The organism is Robertkochia solimangrovi (genome assembly GCF_007279655.1).
Classification (GTDB): domain Bacteria; phylum Bacteroidota; class Bacteroidia; order Flavobacteriales; family Flavobacteriaceae; genus Robertkochia; species Robertkochia solimangrovi.
In genome coordinates this window covers 259190-280716 of record NZ_QKWN01000007.1, presented here as the reverse complement: position 1 = coordinate 280716, position 21527 = coordinate 259190, and the positions used below count along the sequence as shown (strand labels likewise).

12 protein-coding genes are annotated in these 21527 nt (G+C 42.6%); 4 read left to right on the top strand and 8 right to left on the bottom strand.

Going from position 1 to position 21527, the window contains the following annotated elements; translation table 11 throughout:
- Positions 1 to 68: 68 nt before the first annotated feature.
- The gene (locus DMZ48_RS11475; protein ID WP_143955285.1) at positions 69 to 1226 is read right to left on the bottom strand and encodes a hypothetical protein; all 1158 of its coding nucleotides are present in this window, start codon (positions 1224 to 1226) and stop codon (positions 69 to 71) included.
- Between the two features lie 254 nt (positions 1227 to 1480).
- Between DMZ48_RS11475 and DMZ48_RS11470 the strand changes: the two genes are divergently transcribed.
- Both DMZ48_RS11470 and DMZ48_RS11465 read left to right on the top strand, forming a co-directional pair.
- Positions 1481 to 2758 carry a sensor histidine kinase gene (locus DMZ48_RS11470; RefSeq protein WP_143955284.1) on the top strand — a complete coding sequence of 426 codons (1278 nt, stop codon included), beginning with the start codon at positions 1481 to 1483 and terminating at the stop codon, positions 2756 to 2758.
- Positions 2745 to 3443 (top strand): response regulator transcription factor, encoded by a 699-nt coding sequence (locus DMZ48_RS11465; protein WP_143955283.1) that lies wholly within the window; start codon positions 2745 to 2747, stop codon positions 3441 to 3443. Before DMZ48_RS11470 ends, DMZ48_RS11465 begins: the two co-directional genes overlap by 14 nt.
- Positions 3444 to 3573: 130 nt before the next feature.
- On the opposite strand, the gene DMZ48_RS11460 is transcribed toward DMZ48_RS11465, so the two are convergent.
- From DMZ48_RS11460 to DMZ48_RS11430, 7 genes are all read right to left on the bottom strand, one after another.
- On the bottom strand, positions 3574 to 5106 hold the full coding sequence (locus DMZ48_RS11460) for a RagB/SusD family nutrient uptake outer membrane protein (RefSeq protein WP_242009185.1): 1533 nt from the start codon (positions 5104 to 5106) through the stop codon (positions 3574 to 3576).
- Positions 5107 to 5119: 13 nt separating this feature from the next.
- A complete protein-coding gene (locus tag DMZ48_RS11455) occupies positions 5120 to 8209 on the bottom strand; it encodes a SusC/RagA family TonB-linked outer membrane protein (protein WP_143955281.1) in 3090 nt (1029 codons plus the stop codon).
- 352 nt (positions 8210 to 8561) lie between these two features.
- Positions 8562 to 9284: a hypothetical protein gene (locus DMZ48_RS11450; RefSeq protein ID WP_143955280.1), complete on the bottom strand. Its 723-nt coding sequence runs from the start codon at positions 9282 to 9284 to the stop codon at positions 8562 to 8564.
- Positions 9281 to 12634 (bottom strand): alpha-amylase family glycosyl hydrolase, encoded by a 3354-nt coding sequence (locus DMZ48_RS11445; RefSeq protein ID WP_143955279.1) that lies wholly within the window; start codon positions 12632 to 12634, stop codon positions 9281 to 9283. The genes DMZ48_RS11450 and DMZ48_RS11445 overlap by 4 nt, the downstream gene beginning before the upstream one ends.
- 107 nt (positions 12635 to 12741) lie before the next feature.
- Positions 12742 to 13923: a SusE domain-containing protein gene (locus DMZ48_RS11440; RefSeq protein WP_143955278.1), complete on the bottom strand. Its 1182-nt coding sequence runs from the start codon at positions 13921 to 13923 to the stop codon at positions 12742 to 12744.
- 18 nt (positions 13924 to 13941) lie between these two features.
- Entirely contained in the window at positions 13942 to 15546 is a 1605-nt protein-coding gene (locus tag DMZ48_RS11435; protein WP_143955277.1) for a RagB/SusD family nutrient uptake outer membrane protein, read from the bottom strand.
- Positions 15547 to 15559: 13 nt separating this feature from the next.
- Positions 15560 to 18523, bottom strand: a complete 2964-nt coding sequence (locus tag DMZ48_RS11430; RefSeq protein ID WP_143955276.1) for a SusC/RagA family TonB-linked outer membrane protein — start codon at positions 18521 to 18523, stop codon at positions 15560 to 15562.
- A gap of 317 nt (positions 18524 to 18840) precedes the next feature.
- Between DMZ48_RS11430 and DMZ48_RS11425 the strand changes: the two genes are divergently transcribed.
- On the top strand, positions 18841 to 19869 hold the full coding sequence (locus DMZ48_RS11425) for a LacI family DNA-binding transcriptional regulator (protein WP_143955275.1): 1029 nt from the start codon (positions 18841 to 18843) through the stop codon (positions 19867 to 19869).
- Between the two features lie 119 nt (positions 19870 to 19988).
- Complete coding sequence (locus DMZ48_RS11420; protein WP_143955274.1) at positions 19989 to 21524, top strand: MFS transporter; 1536 nt, start codon at positions 19989 to 19991, stop codon at positions 21522 to 21524.
- The last annotated feature ends 3 nt before the right edge of the window (positions 21525 to 21527 follow it).

Below are 21527 nucleotides of genomic sequence, written 5' to 3'. Positions count from 1 at the left end.
CTTTATTGTGAATAAGTTTATGGAATTGACGCTATCACAATATTTGAAATTTATTTTGATATATGCAATTAATTAAAGGCATCAAATTTAGAATCTTCTAAATTTACCGTTTGTTTTTTGTTAAATCTGTAAGTGATTCCAAAATTGATCAGGTAATCAGCAAATGCGGCATCTCCGTTTCTGGGATTTCCGGTAGCGGCTTCTGTTTCCTTGTCAGTGACACTTTGTGGGCGCTCACGTCTTACGGCAACAGGTACGTTAAGGTTTATTCCGAAGTTTCCTGTCATAAACGTGATCCCCGGATCCACTGATAATACATTTCCAGGTCTTCTGAAACCTTCACTACCCCCGATAATGTCTTCAACGGGAACTCCTTCATACGCCATTCCGAGCGATGAAGAAAAAGCCGGAGACAGTGAATAGCTGAATCCTCCTCTAATTGCGAACTGATCAGGTACCGACATAATGGCCTCATTCTGGAGGATCGGACTCAGGGTTTCGCGAAATGTTCGTGTGCCATTGGTCTCTCTTGGATTTAATAAATAGAATCCATTGGTGTAAAAGAACAGGTTTTCAACGATCTGCTGATAGAGTTGGAAATCGAGTGTGATACCGAATCCACCATCTCCCGGTTGAATCGATTGGTCAACAGGGCGGGTTTCAGGATGGCCATCTACACCTACATTGTAAAATATGTCGGAAGCATTGAAATTACCCGTAGGTAATTTGATACCGGCACCGATCGCAAGATTTCCTTTTAGATGTGTGGCAGGATCGAAAATCCAGTATCCGCCACCGATTCTTATATCAGCAAGACCTCTGGAGAAGGTCATGTGACGTTCTTCTCGGCCATGCTCATACAAAGATGAACGCGTGTTAATTACGGTAGGTATGGTTAAGATGGCAAAGAACCTGTCTGAAATCCCATAGCTGATATTATAATCCCAGGCATGCGCATGGTTGATCACCTCCGTGTTATTTGCGAGACGATCGGGTTCCTCTTCCGTGCCTCTGAAATGACGGAAGGATTTAAAATATCTGTAGTTTACCCCGGCCATCCAGTTTCCCTTGCCAAGTAGATTATTTTCAAGCTGGCTTCCGTGGCAGGATGAAAAGTGACGTATGGCCACACATCCCTGAGCCTTTATCGTTTGGAAGCCGGAGGCCAGGAGTAAACACAGAATAATCAAATTACTCAGGTTTAAGTTAGTTGTAGTAAATTTCATTAAGTTAGTTTATGTCTAAAATCAAGCTAGTGTTGGTCGGATATAAAAAAGCTAACTGATTCGGTTAGCTTTTTTATAATTGTAAAATTAAATTGTATGAAAATTTGAACTGTTATTTGAACTATTGCTAAATTATGCCCTTTAGCCTTTGTTTAAGGTTAATAAGAGTTCAAAAAGGTTAATGAAAAGTAAATACGATTAATAAAAGATAAAATAAAAGAGGTGATTCACAATTTTATGGAAATTAGCGGATAATGTCAGTAAAACGTTGGTATATCATAGTGTTCATCATCTCGGTGATCGGACTAGCCTTTATTCAGTATCAGTATCTCAGGGTGGGATTAAATCTTGCCAAAGTACAGTTCAATCAAAAGATCGCATTGGCGATCGCTGATATTCGGGAAGGCCTGGCTGACAGAAACGACTTGAGTTTTCTGGTAGGTACCGCAATAACCAAAGAAAAGCAGTTTTTTAATCTTAGCATCGATAGTGTTCAGGATGCCTCACGGTTTTTTTTGAATGATTTCCTCAATGAGAAGCTTACTGTAAATGGCATAAATACGGAATATTCCTATGTTTTGAAAGGGAGAGATACGATTACGTATCTCAGAGCTCCATTCAGTTTTGAAGAAGATGATGTTTTGTTGAAATATCCTTTTGAACTTACAGGATATCTTGAAGATCGCGTGGGTAAAGATGTAATACTGGAACTGCAATTCAAAGATCTTAACCAATACTTCCTTTTTCAGTTGAACGGACTGACCATACCCAGTCTGATCTTTTTGGTTGCTATAATTTTTGTAGTGGTCTGGGTACTCCGATCGTTGTACTGGCAAAGAAATGTGATCACGACCACTAATGAATTCATCAATAATTTAACCCATGAGCTAAAAACCCCCGTCTTTTCTATTGGCGTGGCAACCCGAATCCTCGAAGAAAAAGGAGAAGAAAAGAATAAGGAGGTGATCGGTATTATACGTACTCAGGTAGATCGGTTGAAATTGCAAATCGATAAAGTACTGGAGCTGGCTACCTTGGAAAAAGGCAAGGCCTTGTTCCGTCGAAAAAAGATAGATTTCAGGCCTAATCTGGATAGGTTGGCGAATAACTATCAGGAACTTTCACAAATTCAGCATTTTAGATTTCATTATAAGAATGATGTGGAGTCTTGTATGTTGAATTGCGAACCGGATCTGTTGGAAAATGCGATCAATACCCTGTTGGATAATGCGGTTAAGTATAGTAATGGCAATGCTAAAGTAGTTTTAGAAGTACATTCAGAAAAGAAGATGCTGGTCGTGGAGGTCAGTGATAACGGAATCGGAATCGCTCCGGAGGAACAACAAAAGATTTTTGAAAAATACTACAGGATCTCTGAAGGCGACCGACATGAAGTTAAAGGATTTGGTATTGGGCTGAGTTATGTGAAAGAAGTGGTGCAATTAAATAAAGGAAATGTTAGCCTGGTAAGTACCCCGGGAGAGGGAAGTAGTTTTACAGTAAGAATACCGTTATATTATGGAAAGCAATAAAAAGATATTACTGGTTGAAGATGATCAGTCATTGGGGTATCTCCTAAGTGAGTATCTCGGAATGAAGGATTTTGATGTGGTCTGGAATAAGAACGGTAAGGAGGCTCTTGAAACGTTAGGACATCAGTATTTCGATCTCGCGGTGCTGGACCTGATGATGCCTGAGATGGATGGATTTACTCTGGCAGGTCATTTGAAAGAACTCAGACCTGAACTACCATTTTTATTTCTCACAGCCCGGTCATTGAAAATCGATGTACTTAAAGGGTTTGCATTGGGAGCGGTGGATTACCTTAAAAAACCAATCGATGAGGAGGAATTAGTGGTACGTATTCAGACCTTGTTGAAAAACCTGCACCCCAGAGAAAAAGAGCCTGAAAAAGTAGTGGTTCATAAGATAGGGGATTATGAGTATGATTATAAGAATCTTGAACTTAAATATGGTGATCATCGGCAACAACTTACTTCCCGGGAAAATGAGTTGTTGAACCTGTTGGTTACCCATATAGGAACGGTTTGCACCCATAAGACCATTCTGAATGCCCTGTGGGGGAAGAATGATTATTTTAACCGGAAAAGCTTAAATGTATTTATTTCCAGGCTTAGAAAATACCTTGAGAAAGATAAAACTATCAGTATTGATAATATCCATAATCAGGGATTTATTTTGAGGGTCGAGCGCTAGTGTCACGATTGGTGACAGCGTTATTTTTGTATCACTTATCGGTTTTGTTCAGAATATATTTAAAATAAAAAAGCCGCCCAGTCTCCCGGGCGGCTTTTTATTAATTAACCACTATTAATTGAGAACCGGATTAATACCCGGGGTTCTGTATCAGATTCGGATTGGAAATGATAGCTGTAGCAGGGATTGGGAAGAGGTTTTTTGTCTCGTCTCCTGTTACTTCCTTATAAGACCACGGACTGATAAACTGTCCGAATCTAATCAGGTCATTTCTTCTCCAGGATTCACCATAGAGTTCTCTTCCTCTTTCATCGATGATGTCTTGTGCAGACAAAGAAGAGAGTGGTGTAGCCTTTCTGATTGTTCTTAGTTCATTCATGAGTGTAAGCGCATCTTCAGAAGAAGATCCTCCGTTAAAGATGGCCTCAACTTTCATGAGGTGCGCATCGGCATAGCGCATAACGATCTCATGGCCGGCAAAAGCTCCGTTTTCAGGATGCCATTTGATAACACGGATACCGTCTCTTTCATCATTACCGAGGAGTCCCGGTAATTCTTTGGTGAAGATAAGGTCGTTACCCGGTCTGTCTTTCATTTTATTTCCGTTAGCGTCATATTGCTGTCCGATCAGGAATCCATATCCGATCCCCAGATGGGATCCATCGGTTGGTACGAAACCTCTTCTTTCTTCCTGTCCGGAACCTGGAACATTCGTATTAGGATCTCCTTCAAACAGATCGTAAAACTCTGCGATGGTGGAAAATCCATTCCATCCGCCTCCGGTATTATCCGGTGAGTTCTGATTGTAGTGAAGTCCATTCCACATACGGTTTCCAACACTTCCTGTTGTAAAGAAGATCGTTTCATTGTCTGCGGCACTGGTAAAGATGTCGAAGTATCCATCATGAAGTGCATAACCCTGATCCTGAATGTCGTCAACCAGCTGCACCACTTTCGTCATATCTTCGGCGGCAGGAGAGCCTGAACCTGTAAAGATATGTTTGTTCAAATAGTATTTAGCCAGTAATAATCTTGCAGCCGCTTTACCGGCACGATCAAGACCGCCATTAGGTCCTTTGTCTTCCAAATTCGGAATAGCTTCCTCGAGATCCTTAACGGCAAAGTCGAAAGCGTCGGCACGAGACATTACCATCGGTAATACGTCTGGAGCATCATCGATATTTCGGAAGGGAACCTGTCCGTAAAGATCGATCAGCCAGAACATACTGTAAGCTCTTAAGAATTTAGCTTCCGCAACCTCTGCGGGAGATCCGTTACTTCGTGAGTCGATAATGGTAGTCGCATTATAGACGTTCTGATTCTGGTCATTCCAGGTGTTCTTTACCCGTTGGTGATTGGCATCCCAGGTATGGGAATGTAAAGTTCTCCAAACCCCGTTATCCCCCCAGTCAGTTCCTCTGGTTGGAACCACGAATTCATCTGTGGCCACTTCGTTCAGTGCGTAGATGTTTTCCTGGTTTTCAACCTGGCTTCGTACACTGTTATAGAGGTTGGTGAGCGTTTGAGCTGGGTCTACACCCGTAAATTCACCCGTGAGATTCGTAAATCGTGAATCTGTTTGTTCAATTTCAAGATCTGTACAGCTTACAACTCCCAAAAATGAAAAGCAGAATAATGCGATATTTATTTTATTTGTTTTCATGTTTTTCTGTTTTTTAGAATGTTGCATTTAATCCGAATGAAATAGTTCGTGGTCTTGGGAAACTTGAGTAATCAACTCCCAAAGACGGAATATCATTAAGAGGCACTGGTACGTTAACCTCAGGGTCGAGTCCGCTGTAATCCGTGATTACGAACAGGTTTTGTCCGATCAGGGATAGACGCAGATTTTTAAAGGTACCTTCACCGCTAAGCGGTACATCATAGGTGATACTTGCATTTTGCAACCTGACAAAATCAGCTTTCTCTAAGAATCTCGTGGAAACATCAGGTGCATTCGCTGGTGATTCACCGTTGGTTAATACATCGGTGGTCACGTTCTTACCTCCATTGATGATACCGGCGGTAAAGAAGGCATTGGCGGTATTGTTATATACATATTGACCGAACTGTCCTGCAAAAAATGCGTTCAATGTCCAGTTTTTATATCCGAAACTGGTTGATAGTCCTGAAGTGATATCCGGTAAGGCAGAAGCACCTACGAATTGCTGGATATCCCCGTTTGGATATATCGATATCCCATTTTCATCAAACCCTCCGAATTCACGAAGATAGAAGGAGAACAGGGGTTGATCTGTAGCGAGTAACTGAGCATATGCTCCGGTTAGACCGTTACCATTGATATCCCCGGTTTGAATCTGACCGGTCAGGTCTTTTACCATATTGTCGTTATAGGCGATGTTGAATCCAATGTTCCAGAAAATATCTTCCTGCTGGATGATGTCATAGTTGATAGCGAATTCAATACCTTTATTGATCACTTTTCCATCAACGTTCTGGAAGCTGAAAGGCTGTGGAGACGGTTGCGCCACCTCGCTTTTCAAAAGAAGATCTTTGGTCTTTTTATAGTAAACATCGATACTACCGTTCAAGCGGTCCTGATTGAATCCGAAATCGAATCCGATGTTGGCCTGACTGGTTTCTTCCCATTTTAGATCGGGTTGTGCCAGAGATACAGTTTCAAGTCCCGGAGTGGCAATCAATCCATCGTTACCGATTGCGATACCGGCGTAGCGCTGTCTTCTGGTAAAGTTACCATACCCTAGTCCGTCCTGGTTACCGGTAATACCATAACCCAATCTTAATTTAAGGGTGGAAACGTTATCTCCGATAAAATCTTCTTCGTTGATCTTCCATGCAAAAGCTCCGGAAGGGAACCAACCATACTGGTTATCCGGCCCAAATCTTGAAGATCCGTCAACCCTTAATGTTGCGGTAAATAAATATTTGTCGGCTATGGTATAGTTCAAACGACCGAAATAAGATTGTAATTCATCGGTATAGTCATATTTGTCACCGCCAACCGTAGTTACGCTTATACCACGTGGTACGGCCATTGATTCTGTTACAATGTCCGGGAAAAGACGGTTGATCTCAAGTCCGCCAGCATCAAGCACATATTGCTGATAACTACCGTCGATCGCGCTTTCAAGAATATTTGCTGAATTCTTAAGGTCGTCCATCATCTGGCCATGATCGGAAGTGGAATAACCCCATCCTAAAACATCGATCCCCTTACGATGGAATTCCTGATACGAATATCCGAGAAGTGCTTCGAAGGTCGAATTGGAAAATTCTTTCTTATAGTTAACGGTGATATCCATCAGTTTGGTAGTGGCATCCAGTCTTCTGTATGCTCCTCTACCATTTCCAACGGTACCGTTGTTAAGTCCGATCACTTTTGGATCCAGTAACTGGTTTCTTTTCGACTCAGAGTTGTCATATCCGAGATTGATCTTCGCTGAAAGGCCTTTTACGATTTCATATTCCGCAGAAAAGTTGAGTAGTGTTCTGTTGGTGCGGCTGACATCTTCATAGGTTTGCATCAGATTCGCAGGGTTGAGTTCTCCACCCCCCGGATCGAAAGAAGGATTATTTGGATAGGTAGGGTTGGCGAAATAGGCCGACCCCAATAAGTCTCCTTGTGATCCTGCGGTATTTGTAACCAGTGGTGCCTCATCATTTACTCTTGACAGGGTAGCGTTCAGGTTTAGTTTTAAGCGCTCGTCGAAGAATCGGTGTGAGGCATTTAAACGACCGGTAAGGCGTTCCTGTGAAGAGTTCTGGATGATACCGAACTGTTTCTGGTAACCCAGAGAAGCTCTTACATATCCGTTTCCGTAATTGTTGGAGTACGAGAGGTTAGAAATAGGAGAAAGTGTATTTCTTAAAACCACATTCTGCCAATCGGTATCATATCCGAAATCACGATCAGATGGGTTGTTCCCATATTGAGCGATCGCCTGCAAATACTGCTCGCGATTCAAAAGGTCAAATGTTTTGGATGGCGTGGAATGTGCGATACTACTATCAAAATTCCATACCCCTCCAGCACCGGCTCTACCGGATTTTGTAGTAATGATAACCACCCCGTTCGCACCTCTGGAACCATAGATAGCGGTTGCAGATGCATCCTTCAGGATACTCATACTCTCAATGTCATTTGGGTTAAGGAAGTTAAGTGGGTTTCTGGTATTCGTCGCTCCAACCCCAAGGTCAGAACCCCCGCCTTGTGTATCGTCACCGGCAAGTGGCATACCATCAACCACGAATAATGGGTTATTGTTCGATCTAACCGATGCAGTACCTCTGATCCTGATGTTGATACCTGCACCCGGTTCCCCACTTGATTGTGAGATCTGAACCCCTGCTGTTTTCCCCTGGATCAATTGTTCCGGGGAAGAAATTACACCCTGGTTGAAATCATCTGATGAAACCACTGCAACTGCACCGGTTGCATCCTTAACTGCCTGAGTACCATAACCGATCACCACCACCTCTTCAAGTGATTGCGAATCGATCTGGAGTGTAATACTGATCTCAGATCTTCCGTTTACAGGGACCTCCTGAGTTACGAAACCTACATAACTGAATACCAGAACAGCATTTGCATCTACATTTTCCAATGTATAATTACCGTCAAAATCAGTTTGGGTCCCGTTGGTTGTCCCCTTTACCAGAACGTTCGCACCTGGTAGCGGACCGCTAGGATCGGAAACGACCCCGCTAACAGATTGGGCCTGGGTCATTGAGTAGCACAGAAATGCACCCAAAAGGACCAGGCCCTTAAGTAAATAGTTCTTCATACAATAAAATTTTAAGTTCAAATAGTTAGCTATATTCTTAAAATCTGTCTCTAAAACAAATGTTAACGAATATTAAATCAATGTGAATATAGTAAAAAAAATGAATAATTATTAAAAATGATTATTTGATTAAGCCTAAAAATAGCATAATCATAATTATGTGTAGAATAAATGTTAAAAGTACATTTATATTTGGAAAATTCAAAAACACAAGCAATGGCAGGGGTTTACCGAGATTTGCGTAGGAATAAACAGCAGAAAAAAATAGGAAGAAGCCGGGGTATTTAACGAAAAAAAACCGCTTTGAAATGAAATCAACAAAGCGGTTTTTTTATCAACATTTTAGTGAAAATTATTCAGTTCTGAAATCTCTGATCGCAGATCTCGAACTATTGCCTTCAGGATCACGGGTAACTATGCTCCAAAAGTAGCGGGTATTTGACTCCAGATTCTCTACAGTATAGGTCTCCTCGGTCAGTTCTGAAGCGATGGCAGTTGATTTACCGTCAGTTGTATCCAGGTATAATGTTGTCGTAAGGATTTGACTGTCCGGATCGGAAACAGTCCATTCAAAAGTATAACTTCCACCATCCGGATTAATGGTTTGTCCACTTTTAGGACTGATCAGGTCGGCCGGAAAAGGAGCGTAGTTTTCGGTTCCCGTTCCCGAAAGATAGAATTTCCATGTCGCACTGGTGGTCTGTTTACTTTGATCCTCTGAAAGTGATATGATTTTCCAGGAATAGGGTGTACTTCTTTCCAGACTGATCTCCCTGCTGGTTTGCGATTCGGAATACGTTGTTTCTTTTTGAGTGTTCAGATTTTTGATCAGAATCTGGTAGGAAGCGGTGTTTTCAGAGGCTTCCCATTCAAAGATGACCTCACTTAACGCTTCACTGACGATCTGACCGTCATAACAGATCTCATTGTTTGCCGGCAAAACCAACGTTGCGATTCCCGGAGTGGGGGTGGGTTCCGGGGTTTCCGTCCCATTATCGCCACCTCCGCAGGCGATCAGCCAAAGTGCATTGATCATCAGAAGCATTGCAGTTTTAGAATATCTCAGTTTCTTCATCGCTTAACTACTTTAAAAGATTGTTGGAATTCATTGCCTTTGACCATGAGTATATAGAGCCCCGGTGACAGCTCGGAAACGTCCAGTTGTCTAAGGTCATTAGCACCCGTATCGATCTTGCCTGATCGTATCACGTTCCCTCCGCTGGAGATCAATTGATAACTAAATCCATCCTGTTCCATCAACTCAATATTGAGTCTGTCCGTTACAGGATTAGGGAAGACTTTATTACCTGATAGACTATAGAAAGTTTCACTATAGGAGCCCTGGCATAGTTTTTCTCCGCGAACATTGATCAGATTGCTACCTGCTTTGAGTGTTACCTGATAGGAATTCTCTGTCGTTTCTTCTGTGATTCCGTTCACCTCGATGAAATATCGGTCAGAACCGCTTAGTTCGAGCGTTACCGTTTTTCCGGAGGTGTCCGTTTTAGACAGAACCTCAAGGGATTCTGGTTCAGTTATTGCGATTTCAAAACATTCTTCATAATCAGAGATCCCTTCAACCGTGAAGCAAAGCGTATAGGTGTCCGGGCTAAGGTCATCTATGCTCCATGCAGTGCCTGAAATGTTGAAATTTGAAGTTCCTGTAGCTCCGGTTAATGAGATATTATAATCGGCGTTGGTTTCCATGGCTACCGAAATATAGCCATCATCAGATCCAATGCAGCTTGAACCGGTTGCAAGTATCTTGTAATTCGTTTGTGGTAATGTGTATATTTCGCATCCATCGGTATTCACTATGGCTCCCAATGGGGTGTCCGGACAAAGGTCGTTCGCATCGGTTACTCCGTCATTGTCCTGGTCAGGTGGATTGCTGTCTGGGAATAATGATGAAGGTACGTCGGTAAAGATTCTGTATTCACCCGGTTCCAGCATAACTGACATGTCAGTTGCGGTTACGATGAACTTTCGGTTTTCTTTCAAGGGTTCATACCATACACCAGTTTCCTGAAATTCCGGATCGATACTTTGAGCAGTCATTCCGAAGTTTCCAATGATCGTAACTTTTTGAATACCTTCTCCACTTGAAAGATTCAGATGAATCGATTTCAATCCATTTGTTGCAGCAGTGTTTATGGTAAAGTCGTTAGTTCTGAAGATGGGTTCGCTTTTCCTGAGCTTGATAAGGTCACTCCAGGAGTCATAGAGGGCCTTTCTGTCCGGGTCATCATAATATTCCCAACGAATGGGTTTATTGCCTGTTCTGCCATTATATTCTATAGATACATCATACCCAAGTTCGCCGAATTGCCAGATCATTTTTGGTCCAGGTACGGTAAAAAAGAAGGCTCCGGCTGTTTGCATTCTTAGTAAGGCGGTGTTCAGATCTTTTACACTATAATCGCCTGATAGGTTTCCATATTCCAGATTCTTGAACATAAGGCGTTCCTCGTCATGACTTTCCATAAAAGAGACGCCTGCAGGTCTGTTAAAACCTTTTTTGATCCAGGACACCGAAGAAAAATCGGAGCCTCCTGACTCATTGTATCCCATTGTTGCTTCATTGTAAGGGGCTGTCAACTTATTCCATAACATAATTCCTTTACCTTCATCAGCCCGATATTCAGCCCATTGATTCTCTTCCTGTATCGTACCTAAATGTTCAAATATCACATAGAAATCCGGATCGATGCCCCATTGTGTGTCCGCATAGTGTTTCAAAACCTCTATTCTGTCTTGTTGTAAACTATTGGTACAGGATTCATCGTTAGCGGTACAATTTTGTGTGAAGCCTTTGGTAAGATCCCAGCGGAATCCATCTACTTTATAAGTTTCGATCCAGTAGCTCAGGGTTTCATCCACATATTCTTTAGTGTATTCGGACTGGTGGTTGAAATCATTGAATACGCTATAAGAATGTTTAGCCTCGGTATTAAAATACGGATTCTCTTCAGTGGGTGTGCCACTGGTTGTTCCTCCGGTAGAATTCCATAATCGCACATAAGGGTTTTGTCCCGAGGCGTGATTGTATACGACATCGATAATCACTGCCATACCTCTCTTGTGACATTCGTCTACCAGAGACTTGAATTTATCAGGGGAACCGTAATATTTATCTAGAGCCATATGGAACGCCGGGTTGTAACCCCAACTTTCATTCCCGTCAAATTCATTTAGTGGCATTAATTCAATAGCATTAACTCCGAGGGACTCCAGATAATCCAGACGTTCCTCGATTGCGTTGAAACTGTGTTTTTCATCGAAATCTCTTACTAACAGTTCGTAGATGACGAGGTCCGTTTTTTCGGGTCTTTCGAAGTTCAGCGTTGCATCCGACCAATTGAATTCCGTGTCGCCAAGCCTGAACCAGCTCACTGCTTCCGTAGTCTTTCCTGTCGGGTACTCTGGTATGTTTTCAAAGGTGTCTTCGTTGATATAGCCATCATTATACGGATCCAGAATAAGCGTGGAGAAGGGGTCTGCCACGGCGATGTCAAAATCGACCAGGTATTGATAGGTATGATCGGTCATGGAGCTGAGTCCGTCTATTTCAAGCCAGAACTTTCCACTTGCAGGATCCTGCTTCATAAGGTATGCGTCATCTATCGTCCAGTTATTGAAATCACCCAGTATATGAGCAAATGATTTTCCGGGAGCCTGGAATACGAATACAGCCTGTCCGTCTCCTGTACTGTTGAGTCCGTTTCGGAGTCCCTCAGGCATCGCTTCCTGTGTGACGGTAGGAGTTACCGCAATCGTGAAACTATGTGTTGCAGTAAATTCTCCGTCGGTTGCGGTTAGGGTAAAGTTTGTAGTAGTATTTGCTGTAAAGCCAAAACTGAAGGTAGCACTACCAGTAGTAGATGCGATAACTATACCATTAGCCTGTAACTCAAAGTCAGAGGCTGCTGCAACTTCTGCTTCAATATTGATAATACTTCCTGCCTCGGTGAGAGTTACTTCCTGTGAAGGATTTATCAGGTTGATGGTATAACCGCCCACTTCCAGAATAAAATCCTGAGTTTTTTTATCACCTGTTCCGTCCTTTGCTTTTACCAGGAAACCGATACTTCCGATGTTTTCCCGGTTGAAGAATGTAGAGGGGGTCAGTGAATAACTGTAAGTGCCGTCGTTATTGTCGGTTAGTTGTTGCCCGGAGCCACTGTCATTCCAGATTCCGTTTCCGGGTGCGTCCTGACTGTTCGCTCCGTTAAGATCGTAAGACCAACCCCAAAGGTAGAGGTCGGTAACTCCCCATTCAGATGGGTTGATGTCACTGAAGGTCAGTTTTATTTCTTCATTCTCTCCGAAAAAGGTCGGGCTGACCTCCAGAGTGGCTGTTTGCTGTTGCGCCAGTAAAATTAACGGAGAAATGAGTAGATAGAGAAAGAGTAATGATTTTTTCATAAGCATGCATTTTGGTATTGGTTGTAATGCAAAAGAAAAGCCGGTCCGGTCAGGAGAAGATCTCCCATACCGACCGGCTTAATTCAAACTAGCTTCTTTACAGGTTCTTATTCGGCCGGGATAAGGATATATCTTCCGTCGATATCATTGAACCAGATATTATAGATTCCTGCAGTGATCGGAATGTTCGCACCATCTTTAACGGCAAGACCGCTAAGAGCGGTTGAACCACCCCAGTTCATTCCCCAGTCACCAACAGTTCTGAATTTCATTTCACCATCTCCGAGTTCCTGATCATTGAGATACCAGATATGTGGATCAAATACAGATTGTGTCATTTCAGTATCTGAATCCCATGCTCCGGCAGTGGCATCACCGATGATTCCAATACCAGGAGTAGTATAATCCACCGCTCCTGATGCGTCATATGCTTCGTAAGTATAGGTGTTGTCTTCAAGGTTCAGCATAAGAGAATAATATCCGTCAGCAGAAACTTCAAATGCTGCAGGGTCAGAAGTAGTACCGTCATTTACTGCCAAAGCAGTTCCGTCCTCAGTAAGTCCCCACTGTGGTTGCCACATTCCAGGTACTTCCACCATTTTAAACTGGGTATTGTCTCCTCCGGGATAAGCAAAATATCCTGTGAAATAGTAAACACTGGTCATTTCAGGATCTCTGAACAAAGGGGTATTGTTGTTGTCAGGATTCCAACCTGCTGCCGTAGCATTTCCAACGAGATACAGGTTTGTCAATATTTCTTCTGCCTCTCCGCTTTCAAGAAGAGTGATGTTCAGTGAAACCGTCTCTGATACAGAACTAACTCCATTGGTAGCTCCATCTTCACCCACAAAAGCAGTTACTCTGAAATACACGGTTCCGCTATTGTTCGGGTTACCTTCTTCATCTGTAGTCTCAGGATCATTGTCGAGTCCGAGTTCTTCAGCCATGTCCATAAGGTCACTTACAAGAACAGCCTGATTGTTCAATTGAATCGTTCCTGAATCATAAGAAACAGCATCGAAGGTTTCGGTGATCGATCCTTCCAGTTTATAATTTACGGGAGTTGGTGCATCGAAAGATGGCTCATTCCAAACAAATCTTTCAGCTACGTTATCGGCGGTCTGTGCAGACAGTAAATAAGCTGATGAGGTCGAATTTGTAAACATTACCTGATCGGTAGGCTCCTGAGCCGTGATTTCCAGATAATCTTCATTGTCGCAGGATGTGAATCCGGCTCCGACAACGATTGCCAGAGCCCATATCTTTAAGTTTTTAATCGTCGTATTCATTGTTGTCAATAGTTAATTTTAGTAACCTGGATTTTGTGTTAGATTCTTGTTGATGTTCAATACGTTTTCCGGAATTGGGAAAATGGTTCTGAAAGATTCCACTCCGCGTCCGTTGGTAACCCCTCCTTTGAATGGCCACAAATAGTTAGCTGAGGTAAATTGTCCGAAACGAATGAGGTCTGTTCTTCTCAATCCTTCCCAATGTAACTCTCTGGAACGCTCATCCAGCACAAATTGTGGTGTCAGCACCGATTGAGATACAGGAGCAGCATTGGCTCTTAAACGGATCTGATTGATGAGATCAAGCGCAGTAGCCATGTTTCCTCCGGAACGTACTGCGGCTTCTGCATAATTCAGATAGATCTCAGCCGTTCTGATCAATGGAATGTCTGTGTCTGTAAATTCACCGGTAGTGTCATTTCCTCCGGATCCGTCACTTTTAACGTTGCTGAATTTGGTCAGTGCGTAGCCTTCACCAAAGGTATTCGCAACGGTTTCGATCTCATAAGTTTGCCCGTCAGTATAGAACTTTGCTCTCGCATCACCCCAGGATATCGGATACCCGTCCTCATCGGTTCCGTTGATCGATTGATCGAATTTCTGAACCAGAGATTTGGTAGATCTGTTTCCAGCCCATCCGCCATTTACGCCCCATTGTGATGGTGTCATATCACCTCCGATGGCTGCTTTAATAAGATAGGTTGAACCACCATAAGTTTGTGAACTCTGTCCGTCAAAATTCAAAGCGAAAATAAATTCATTCTGAGCTCCATTCGTGTCATTGTCTGCAAGGAATAGTTCGTCATAGGCACTTCCATTTCCATTCGCATCATTGGTGTTCAGTGTATATCCGCTATTGACCACCTTTTCTGAATACGTCATACAATCCGCATAACGATTCGTTCCTGTATATACCTCTGCATTCAGATACAATCTTGAAAGTAGGGCCCAGGCCGCTGCTTCATCAACACGTCCGTATTCATTCGATCTTGCAGGATATAGTTGATCCTGGATCTCCAGCAGTTCACTTTCGATAAAAGCGAAGATCGTAGCCCTGTCACTTTGTTCAGGCAGAACTGTGGTTATCTCTGTAACGAGCGGTACATTCGCATACAGGTCGATCAGATTATAGTAGGCATAGGCGCGAAGAAAACGCGCTTCAGCGATATAGGCTTGTACCTCTGCATCGTCGGCGAGTGAAGATGCCTGTGCGATGAATGAGTTACTAAAAGTAACCACCTGTGCTAACCGGTAGTACATCGCCTGCGTAAAGTCATTTCCGGCTCCCCAATTGAGGTTGTGCAGGTTTGGCAGACCAGGGTCACCCCATCCTACAACAGCATGATCGGTGGTAAGTTCATTAAGGCTGAAGAGCATCCTCGTGAATTGTGAGGTTCCTTCATCGATATCTGAGATATCCGCCTGACCACTAGGGCCCTGCTGACCTGTTAATGAGAGTCCGGCATAAACTTTTGCCAGCGCACTCTTTGCTTCCTCTGTTGAAGCGTACACATCTTCTTCTGTGAGTGAATCAGGATCGATCGGTGATTGGTCCAGATCACTGTGACAGGCAACAATCCCGAGAAAACTAACTCCCAATAAGATTTTAGATATATATTTCATAGTCTATTCCAGTTTAAAAATTAATATCTAATCCAAGTACAAAAACTTTCGGTCTCGGATAGAAATTGTTGTCGATACCTCCGGTGATCTCCGGGTCAATTCCGCTATAGTTCGTGATCACGAATAAGTTATTAGCAGATACATAAACGCGTAATGGATTGTCCTTGATGGCTTCAGGAAGGGTATAACCTAAGGTTATGTTATCCATTCTGAAGAAGGAAGCGTTCTCTACATAATAATCACTTAAAAGTGTTCTGTCGGAAATGTTTTGGAAATCGGTGCTCAGGATATTGGAATGTGTATTGTACAATACTTCATTTTGATACAGCCCCAGAACCGATGAATTACTTTTGGTGTTGTTATATGCGTAATTTCCAAAGTTCGCTCTGCTGGTTGCAGTAAAATCGAAACGCTTATAACGCATGTTCAGATTTAGCCCCATGATGATATCTGCATAAGGATCTTTGTAATAATAACGGTCATCTGAATTGATGATTCCATCACCGTTCAGATCTGCGACAGCTCCCTCAATAGGGTTGCCTGCGTCATCATAGATCTGCTTATAAACCAGGAAGCTGTAAGGAGCAACTCCTACTTCGTGTTGCTGTATGGTATTCCCGGTTCCTCCTGAAATTCCCCCTACCGGTTGAGTATCCGGAAGACGTGTAATCTTATTTTCATTGAAGGAGACGTTGTAATTGATATTGATGGTCAGGTCATCGGTATCTACCGGTTTGTACCCGACTTCGATTTCAATACCTTTATTTTCCATATCTCCAATGTTCGCATCAATACGGTTACTGAAGTTGGTAAACGGATCGACAAGTGTGGTTGCGATCAGATCTTTGGTCGTTTTGATGTAAGCATTGAATGCACCATAGACCTTACCATCGAAAATGGTATAATCAAGACCGGCATTGATAGTATTACCCACCTCCCATCTCAGATCTTCATTGATCGGCTGTGGGCGATAGGTTTGATAAAAAGAATCACCGAACTGATATCTTGCAGTGGAAGTACTGGCGATATACTGGGTTAGGAATCGATAGTCTCCAAGTCCGCTGACATTACCAACCTCTCCGTATCCGAATCTGAGCTTTAATTGCTCAAAGAAACCATCTTTAAGGAAATTCTCGTTGTGTACATTCCAGGCAAGTGCCACGGAAGGGAAGAATCCCCAACGGTCATCCGGGTTCAGTTTAGAGGAAGCATCTGCTCTTAAAGTAGCAGTAACCAGATATTTATTATTGTAATCATAATTTACCCTACCGAAATAGGAAAGCAATACATTTCTGGATTTATCGATGAATTCCTGATTATAGGCAGGGTCATCATTTAAACTACCATCGTTATTCAAAATACGGGTTACGTTTCTGGACCAGTTGTCATATTCGAAACGCTGATAAGAATAACCCACGGTAGCATCTATCGTATGCTTTTCTTCATTAAAACTCTTTTTATAATTAAGATAAGCATCTAAAAGGTAGTTTTTTGTATTCTGAGTGTAGTCTGTACGAGCTCCGTCATATCCATCCAATGCAGTTGGCATATTGGAGGCGGTGATCGTTTTACCTTCACTGTCGGAAACGTCATATCCGGCATTGATCGTTGCGGTTAACCCTTCGAGGAAAGGAACCTTGTAATCTGCCTTGATGTTACCGATAAAACGATTGATGGTCGCCTGGTCTTGTTTAAGGTTTAATAATGCGATAGGGTTTGTAGTCGCATTGCTGTTTTGAAGACCATCATTGGTCAGCCATGAAAAGTATCCGTAATCAACACCATCCTGACCGGTATAGGCATAGAAAGGTGAATCAGCATCATATACACCATGGGTTGGATCCATTGATACGGCAGCGCCGATCGCATCTCTGTTGGCAAAATTATTCTTGGTATTAGAGAAACGTGCGTTGATCTCTAATTTCAAAGCGTCATCCAACAGACGTGGAGTCAGGTTTAAATTTCCGGTGATACGTTCAAAAGAATCATCTTTTAAAATACCACCCTGATCTGTATATCCTAAAGATGCACGGAATGGAATGCCCTTGATTCCTCCAGTGGCACTTAAACTATGATCCGATCCGTACGCCGTGGTATAGATCAGATCCTGCCAGTCGGTAGAAGCATTTCCTAACCGATTGATGTAGTTCTGATTGCCCGTTGACATGGTCAACGCTCTGAATTCACCGGCAGATAGTACATCGATGTAATTCGTAGGTTCGTAAACGGAAGTGTTTACCCGGTAGTTGAATTTAAGATCTCCCACCTTACCTTTTTTCGTGGTAATCATAACTACACCGTTTGCGGCACGTGCTCCGTAGATAGAGGTTGCAGAAGCATCCTTTAATACGGTCATCGATTCGATATCGTTCGGGTTGATCGTGTTCAATGGGTTACGGCTACCGCCGACACCTCCATTATCCAATGGAATTCCATCGATAACGTATAACGGATCAGAATTTAAGGTCAGTGAGCTGTTTCCACGGATTCGAACGGTTTGGCCCTCACCCGGAGCACCACTTCCACTCACTACGGAAACACCCGCTACTTTACCCTGGATCAATTGCTGAGCAGAAACGATAGGTCCTTTCTGGAAATCTTCTGCACTCACCGTGTTCACGGCTCCGGTAGCATCTTTTTTGGAAACGGTACCATAACCGATCACTACTACCTCATCCAATTGTTCTGCATCTTCCTGCATGGCAACATTTACGGTAGAGCCGGAAACAGTGATCTCCTGCTCGACAAAACCGATATAAGTGAACACAAGAATGTCTCCTGTATTCGCTTCTATGCTAAAGTTACCATCAAAATCTGTCGCGGTTCCGGTTGTTGTGCCCTTGATCACAACATTTACACCCGGCATCGGATAACCCGTTTCCGCTTCAGTAACAATACCTGTGACTGTTTGTTGCGCAAAGATCCCAATCGGAATCATGAGCATTAACAGTAAGGCATATCTGTGTAATGTTCTCATATAATTTTAGAATAGTTTAAATAGTGTTATACTTGTTAATATTATACAAATACTTCTCGGACGTTAAAATTATGTAAACATCGAGGTCAAAAAGGTGAGAATTGTCATATTTGAGTTACGAAACCGTTTTCGTGTTAATAACTATTTTTGATCAGGATGATAAAAATCGCGGTATTTAATTGGTGTTTCAACATTTTAGAAGCGACTTTTTTATTAATAATACAATATTAGAGTCTGATAACGAATCTTTAAGCTAACTTACTGGCGAGGTTTAACAGGTTCCGAGTAATTTTAGCATGGCATATAGAATTTCATCGATGAAAAGAAAAGTAACATTAAAAGAGATTGCTCGAGAACTGGATGTATCCGTTTCTACGGTCTCTAAGGCACTTCGTAACAGTAAAGAAATTAGTCAGGATACCATAGATAAGGTCCAGGCCTTCGCTAAACTTTATAATTATCGACCGAATAACATCGCTATTAGCCTTAAGAACCGCAGATCCAAGAATATTGGTGTGATCGTACCCGAATTGTCGCATATGTTCTTTACCCAGGTGATCAGCGGTATCGAGAATATAGCAAATGCAAATGCCTATAATGTTATTATCTGTGTATCCAATGAGTCTTTTCAAAAAGAAGTTATCAATATGGAAATGCTCGCTAATGGCAGTATCGATGGGTTTATCATCGCCATTTCCAAGGAAACTCAATTGAAACGTGACTTTCATCACCTTCGGGAGGTGATCAACCAGGGTATGCCGCTGGTCATGTTTGATCGCGTTTCGGAAGAGATCTATTGTGATAAAGTAGTTGTAGACGATGCACAAGCAGCATATAATGCAGTAAGATACCTGATATCAACGGGTTGCAGTCGAATTGCGCTGCTATCTACCCCTGATCATGTAAGCGTCGGTAAACTGCGTACACTTGGGTATATGAATGCCCTTCAGGATGCCGGAATCGAGTTTAACGAAAACCTTGTAGTAAAAGCGAATTCGGATGAAGAATGTGAGGAAGGAGTTCGTAAAATGCTAAAATACAGGGTGGTTGACGGTATTTTTGCCGTTAATGAAATTTTCGCAGTGATCGCCATGAGGGAAGCACAACGAAAACAATTCCGAATTCCCGATGATATTTCCTTTATCGGCTTTACAGATGGGAATATTTCCAAGTATGCCAATCCGCCACTAACCACAGTGGTTCAGCATGGTTATGACATCGGGCAGCATGCTGCGATGAAGTTGATCGCTAAGCTTGAAGAACAAGAACCAGATGATCATTTTACGACGGAAGTTATCAAGACTTCACTGAATTTAAGGGAAAGCACAAAATCTTTAACCAAATAATTGCATCTGATTAAAAATTAATATATTTGCCTCTCAAAACTTATACATTTACTTCTCACCTTAAATAAGTTTTGATAAGTCATAGCGCTTATCGTAATTTTTAAAAACATGTTACGATAATGAAAAAGCGTACATTAGGTTTCTGGGAAATCTGGAACATGAGTTTCGGTTTTCTAGGGATACAAATGGGATTCTCACTTCAGAATGCCAATGTCAGTAGAATTTTTCAAACATTAGGTGCGTCGATAGATGATATTCCCATTCTTTGGGTTGCAGCTCCGTTGACCGGACTCATCGTTCAGCCTATAATCGGTTATTTCAGTGATAATACCTGGACCCGTCTGGGGAGAAGAAGGCCTTATTTTCTGGTAGGAGCCATTTTGGCTTCCATGGCTTTGTTCGTCATGCCGAATTCTCCGTACCTCTGGTTTGCGGCTGGAATGCTCTGGATAATGGATGCTTCCATCAATGTGTCTATGGAACCTTTTCGTGCTTTTGTGGGGGATAACCTTCCGAATCGGCAACGAACCATGGGATTTGCCATGCAAAGTTTCTTTATAGGACTCGGAGGTTATCTGGGGTCGAAGTTGCCCTCAATTCTGGTCTACTTCGGAGTTTCCAATACCGCTCCGGAAATGGTGATTCCCGATGCTGTGAAGTATTCTTTCTATATCGTGGGAGCTATTTTTCTGCTAACTGTTTTATGGACCGTTTTTACCTCAAAGGAATATTCCCCGGAGGAGCTTGCCTCCTTTGATGAGAGTCATGACGAGGCCTATGAACAGGAAGATCATGAGGCTTCCTGGTTCCAGAGGAATGGGAAGGTTCACAGCAAGATCGGTTGGATAGCGATGATCATCGGGATTGTGTTATCGTACGGGATCTATTTCTTCGCGCTCAAAAAGGAATTGTATGTGTTGACACTCGGACTCATCGGAGTGGGTGGTCTTGCACTGATCATTTCCGGTTATATGCAACAAAAAGGAAAGTATGATAATGGCTTCATCAATATCATGAATGACTTCCAGGTTATGCCGAAGGTGATGAAGCAACTAGCCGTTGTCCAGTTCTTTTCCTGGTTTGCCCTGTTCTCTATGTGGATCTATACCACAGGAGCGGTGACCGAACATATTTACCATACTACAGATACCACCTCCGAAGCTTATAATATCGGAGCTAATCGGGTTGGGGAAATGTTCGCGAATTATAGCCTGATCGCAGCGATCGCTGCTTTTTTATTGCCGATGATCGCCAAGGTGACCAGCAGAAAGGTGACGCATTTTATAGCCTTGTTGTGTGGAGGAGCCGGGCTCATCTCCATTTATTTTATCGATAATCCGACCAGTTTTAATCTGGAGTGGTTGCCGATGATCGGAGTAGGTATAGCCTGGGCCAGTATTCTTGCCGTTCCCTATGCGATCCTGTCTGGTTCGCTGCCGGCAGCTAAAATGGGTTATTTCATGGGGGTGTTCAATTTCTTTATCGTGATCCCTCAATTGGTAGCGGCATCCATCCTTGGATTCCTGATGTCTACATTTTTCAATAATGAGCCTATTTACGCCATGCTTATCGGTGGTGTTTCCATGATTATCTCAGGTATTCTTGCCTTGAAAGTAAATGATAAAACAGAAAAAGAAACTACGACTGCCGTATAGGTG

Coding starts and splice junctions, on each gene's coding strand:
- DMZ48_RS11450 (WP_143955280.1), bottom strand. CDS start 9,284: ATGAAGAAACTGAGATATTCTAAAACTGCAATGCTTCTGATGATCAAT.
- DMZ48_RS11455 (WP_143955281.1), bottom strand. CDS start 8,209: ATGAAGAACTATTTACTTAAGGGCCTGGTCCTTTTGGGTGCATTTCTG.
- DMZ48_RS11445 (WP_143955279.1), bottom strand. CDS start 12,634: ATGAAAAAATCATTACTCTTTCTCTATCTACTCATTTCTCCGTTAATT.
- DMZ48_RS11475 (WP_143955285.1), bottom strand. CDS start 1,226: ATGAAATTTACTACAACTAACTTAAACCTGAGTAATTTGATTATTCTG.
- DMZ48_RS11435 (WP_143955277.1), bottom strand. CDS start 15,546: ATGAAATATATATCTAAAATCTTATTGGGAGTTAGTTTTCTCGGGATT.
- DMZ48_RS11420 (WP_143955274.1), top strand. CDS start 19,989: ATGAAAAAGCGTACATTAGGTTTCTGGGAAATCTGGAACATGAGTTTC.
- DMZ48_RS11460 (WP_242009185.1), bottom strand. CDS start 5,106: ATGAAAACAAATAAAATAAATATCGCATTATTCTGCTTTTCATTTTTG.
- DMZ48_RS11425 (WP_143955275.1), top strand. CDS start 18,841: ATGAAAAGAAAAGTAACATTAAAAGAGATTGCTCGAGAACTGGATGTA.
- DMZ48_RS11465 (WP_143955283.1), top strand. CDS start 2,745: ATGGAAAGCAATAAAAAGATATTACTGGTTGAAGATGATCAGTCATTG.
- DMZ48_RS11470 (WP_143955284.1), top strand. CDS start 1,481: ATGTCAGTAAAACGTTGGTATATCATAGTGTTCATCATCTCGGTGATC.
- DMZ48_RS11440 (WP_143955278.1), bottom strand. CDS start 13,923: ATGAATACGACGATTAAAAACTTAAAGATATGGGCTCTGGCAATCGTT.
- DMZ48_RS11430 (WP_143955276.1), bottom strand. CDS start 18,523: ATGAGAACATTACACAGATATGCCTTACTGTTAATGCTCATGATTCCG.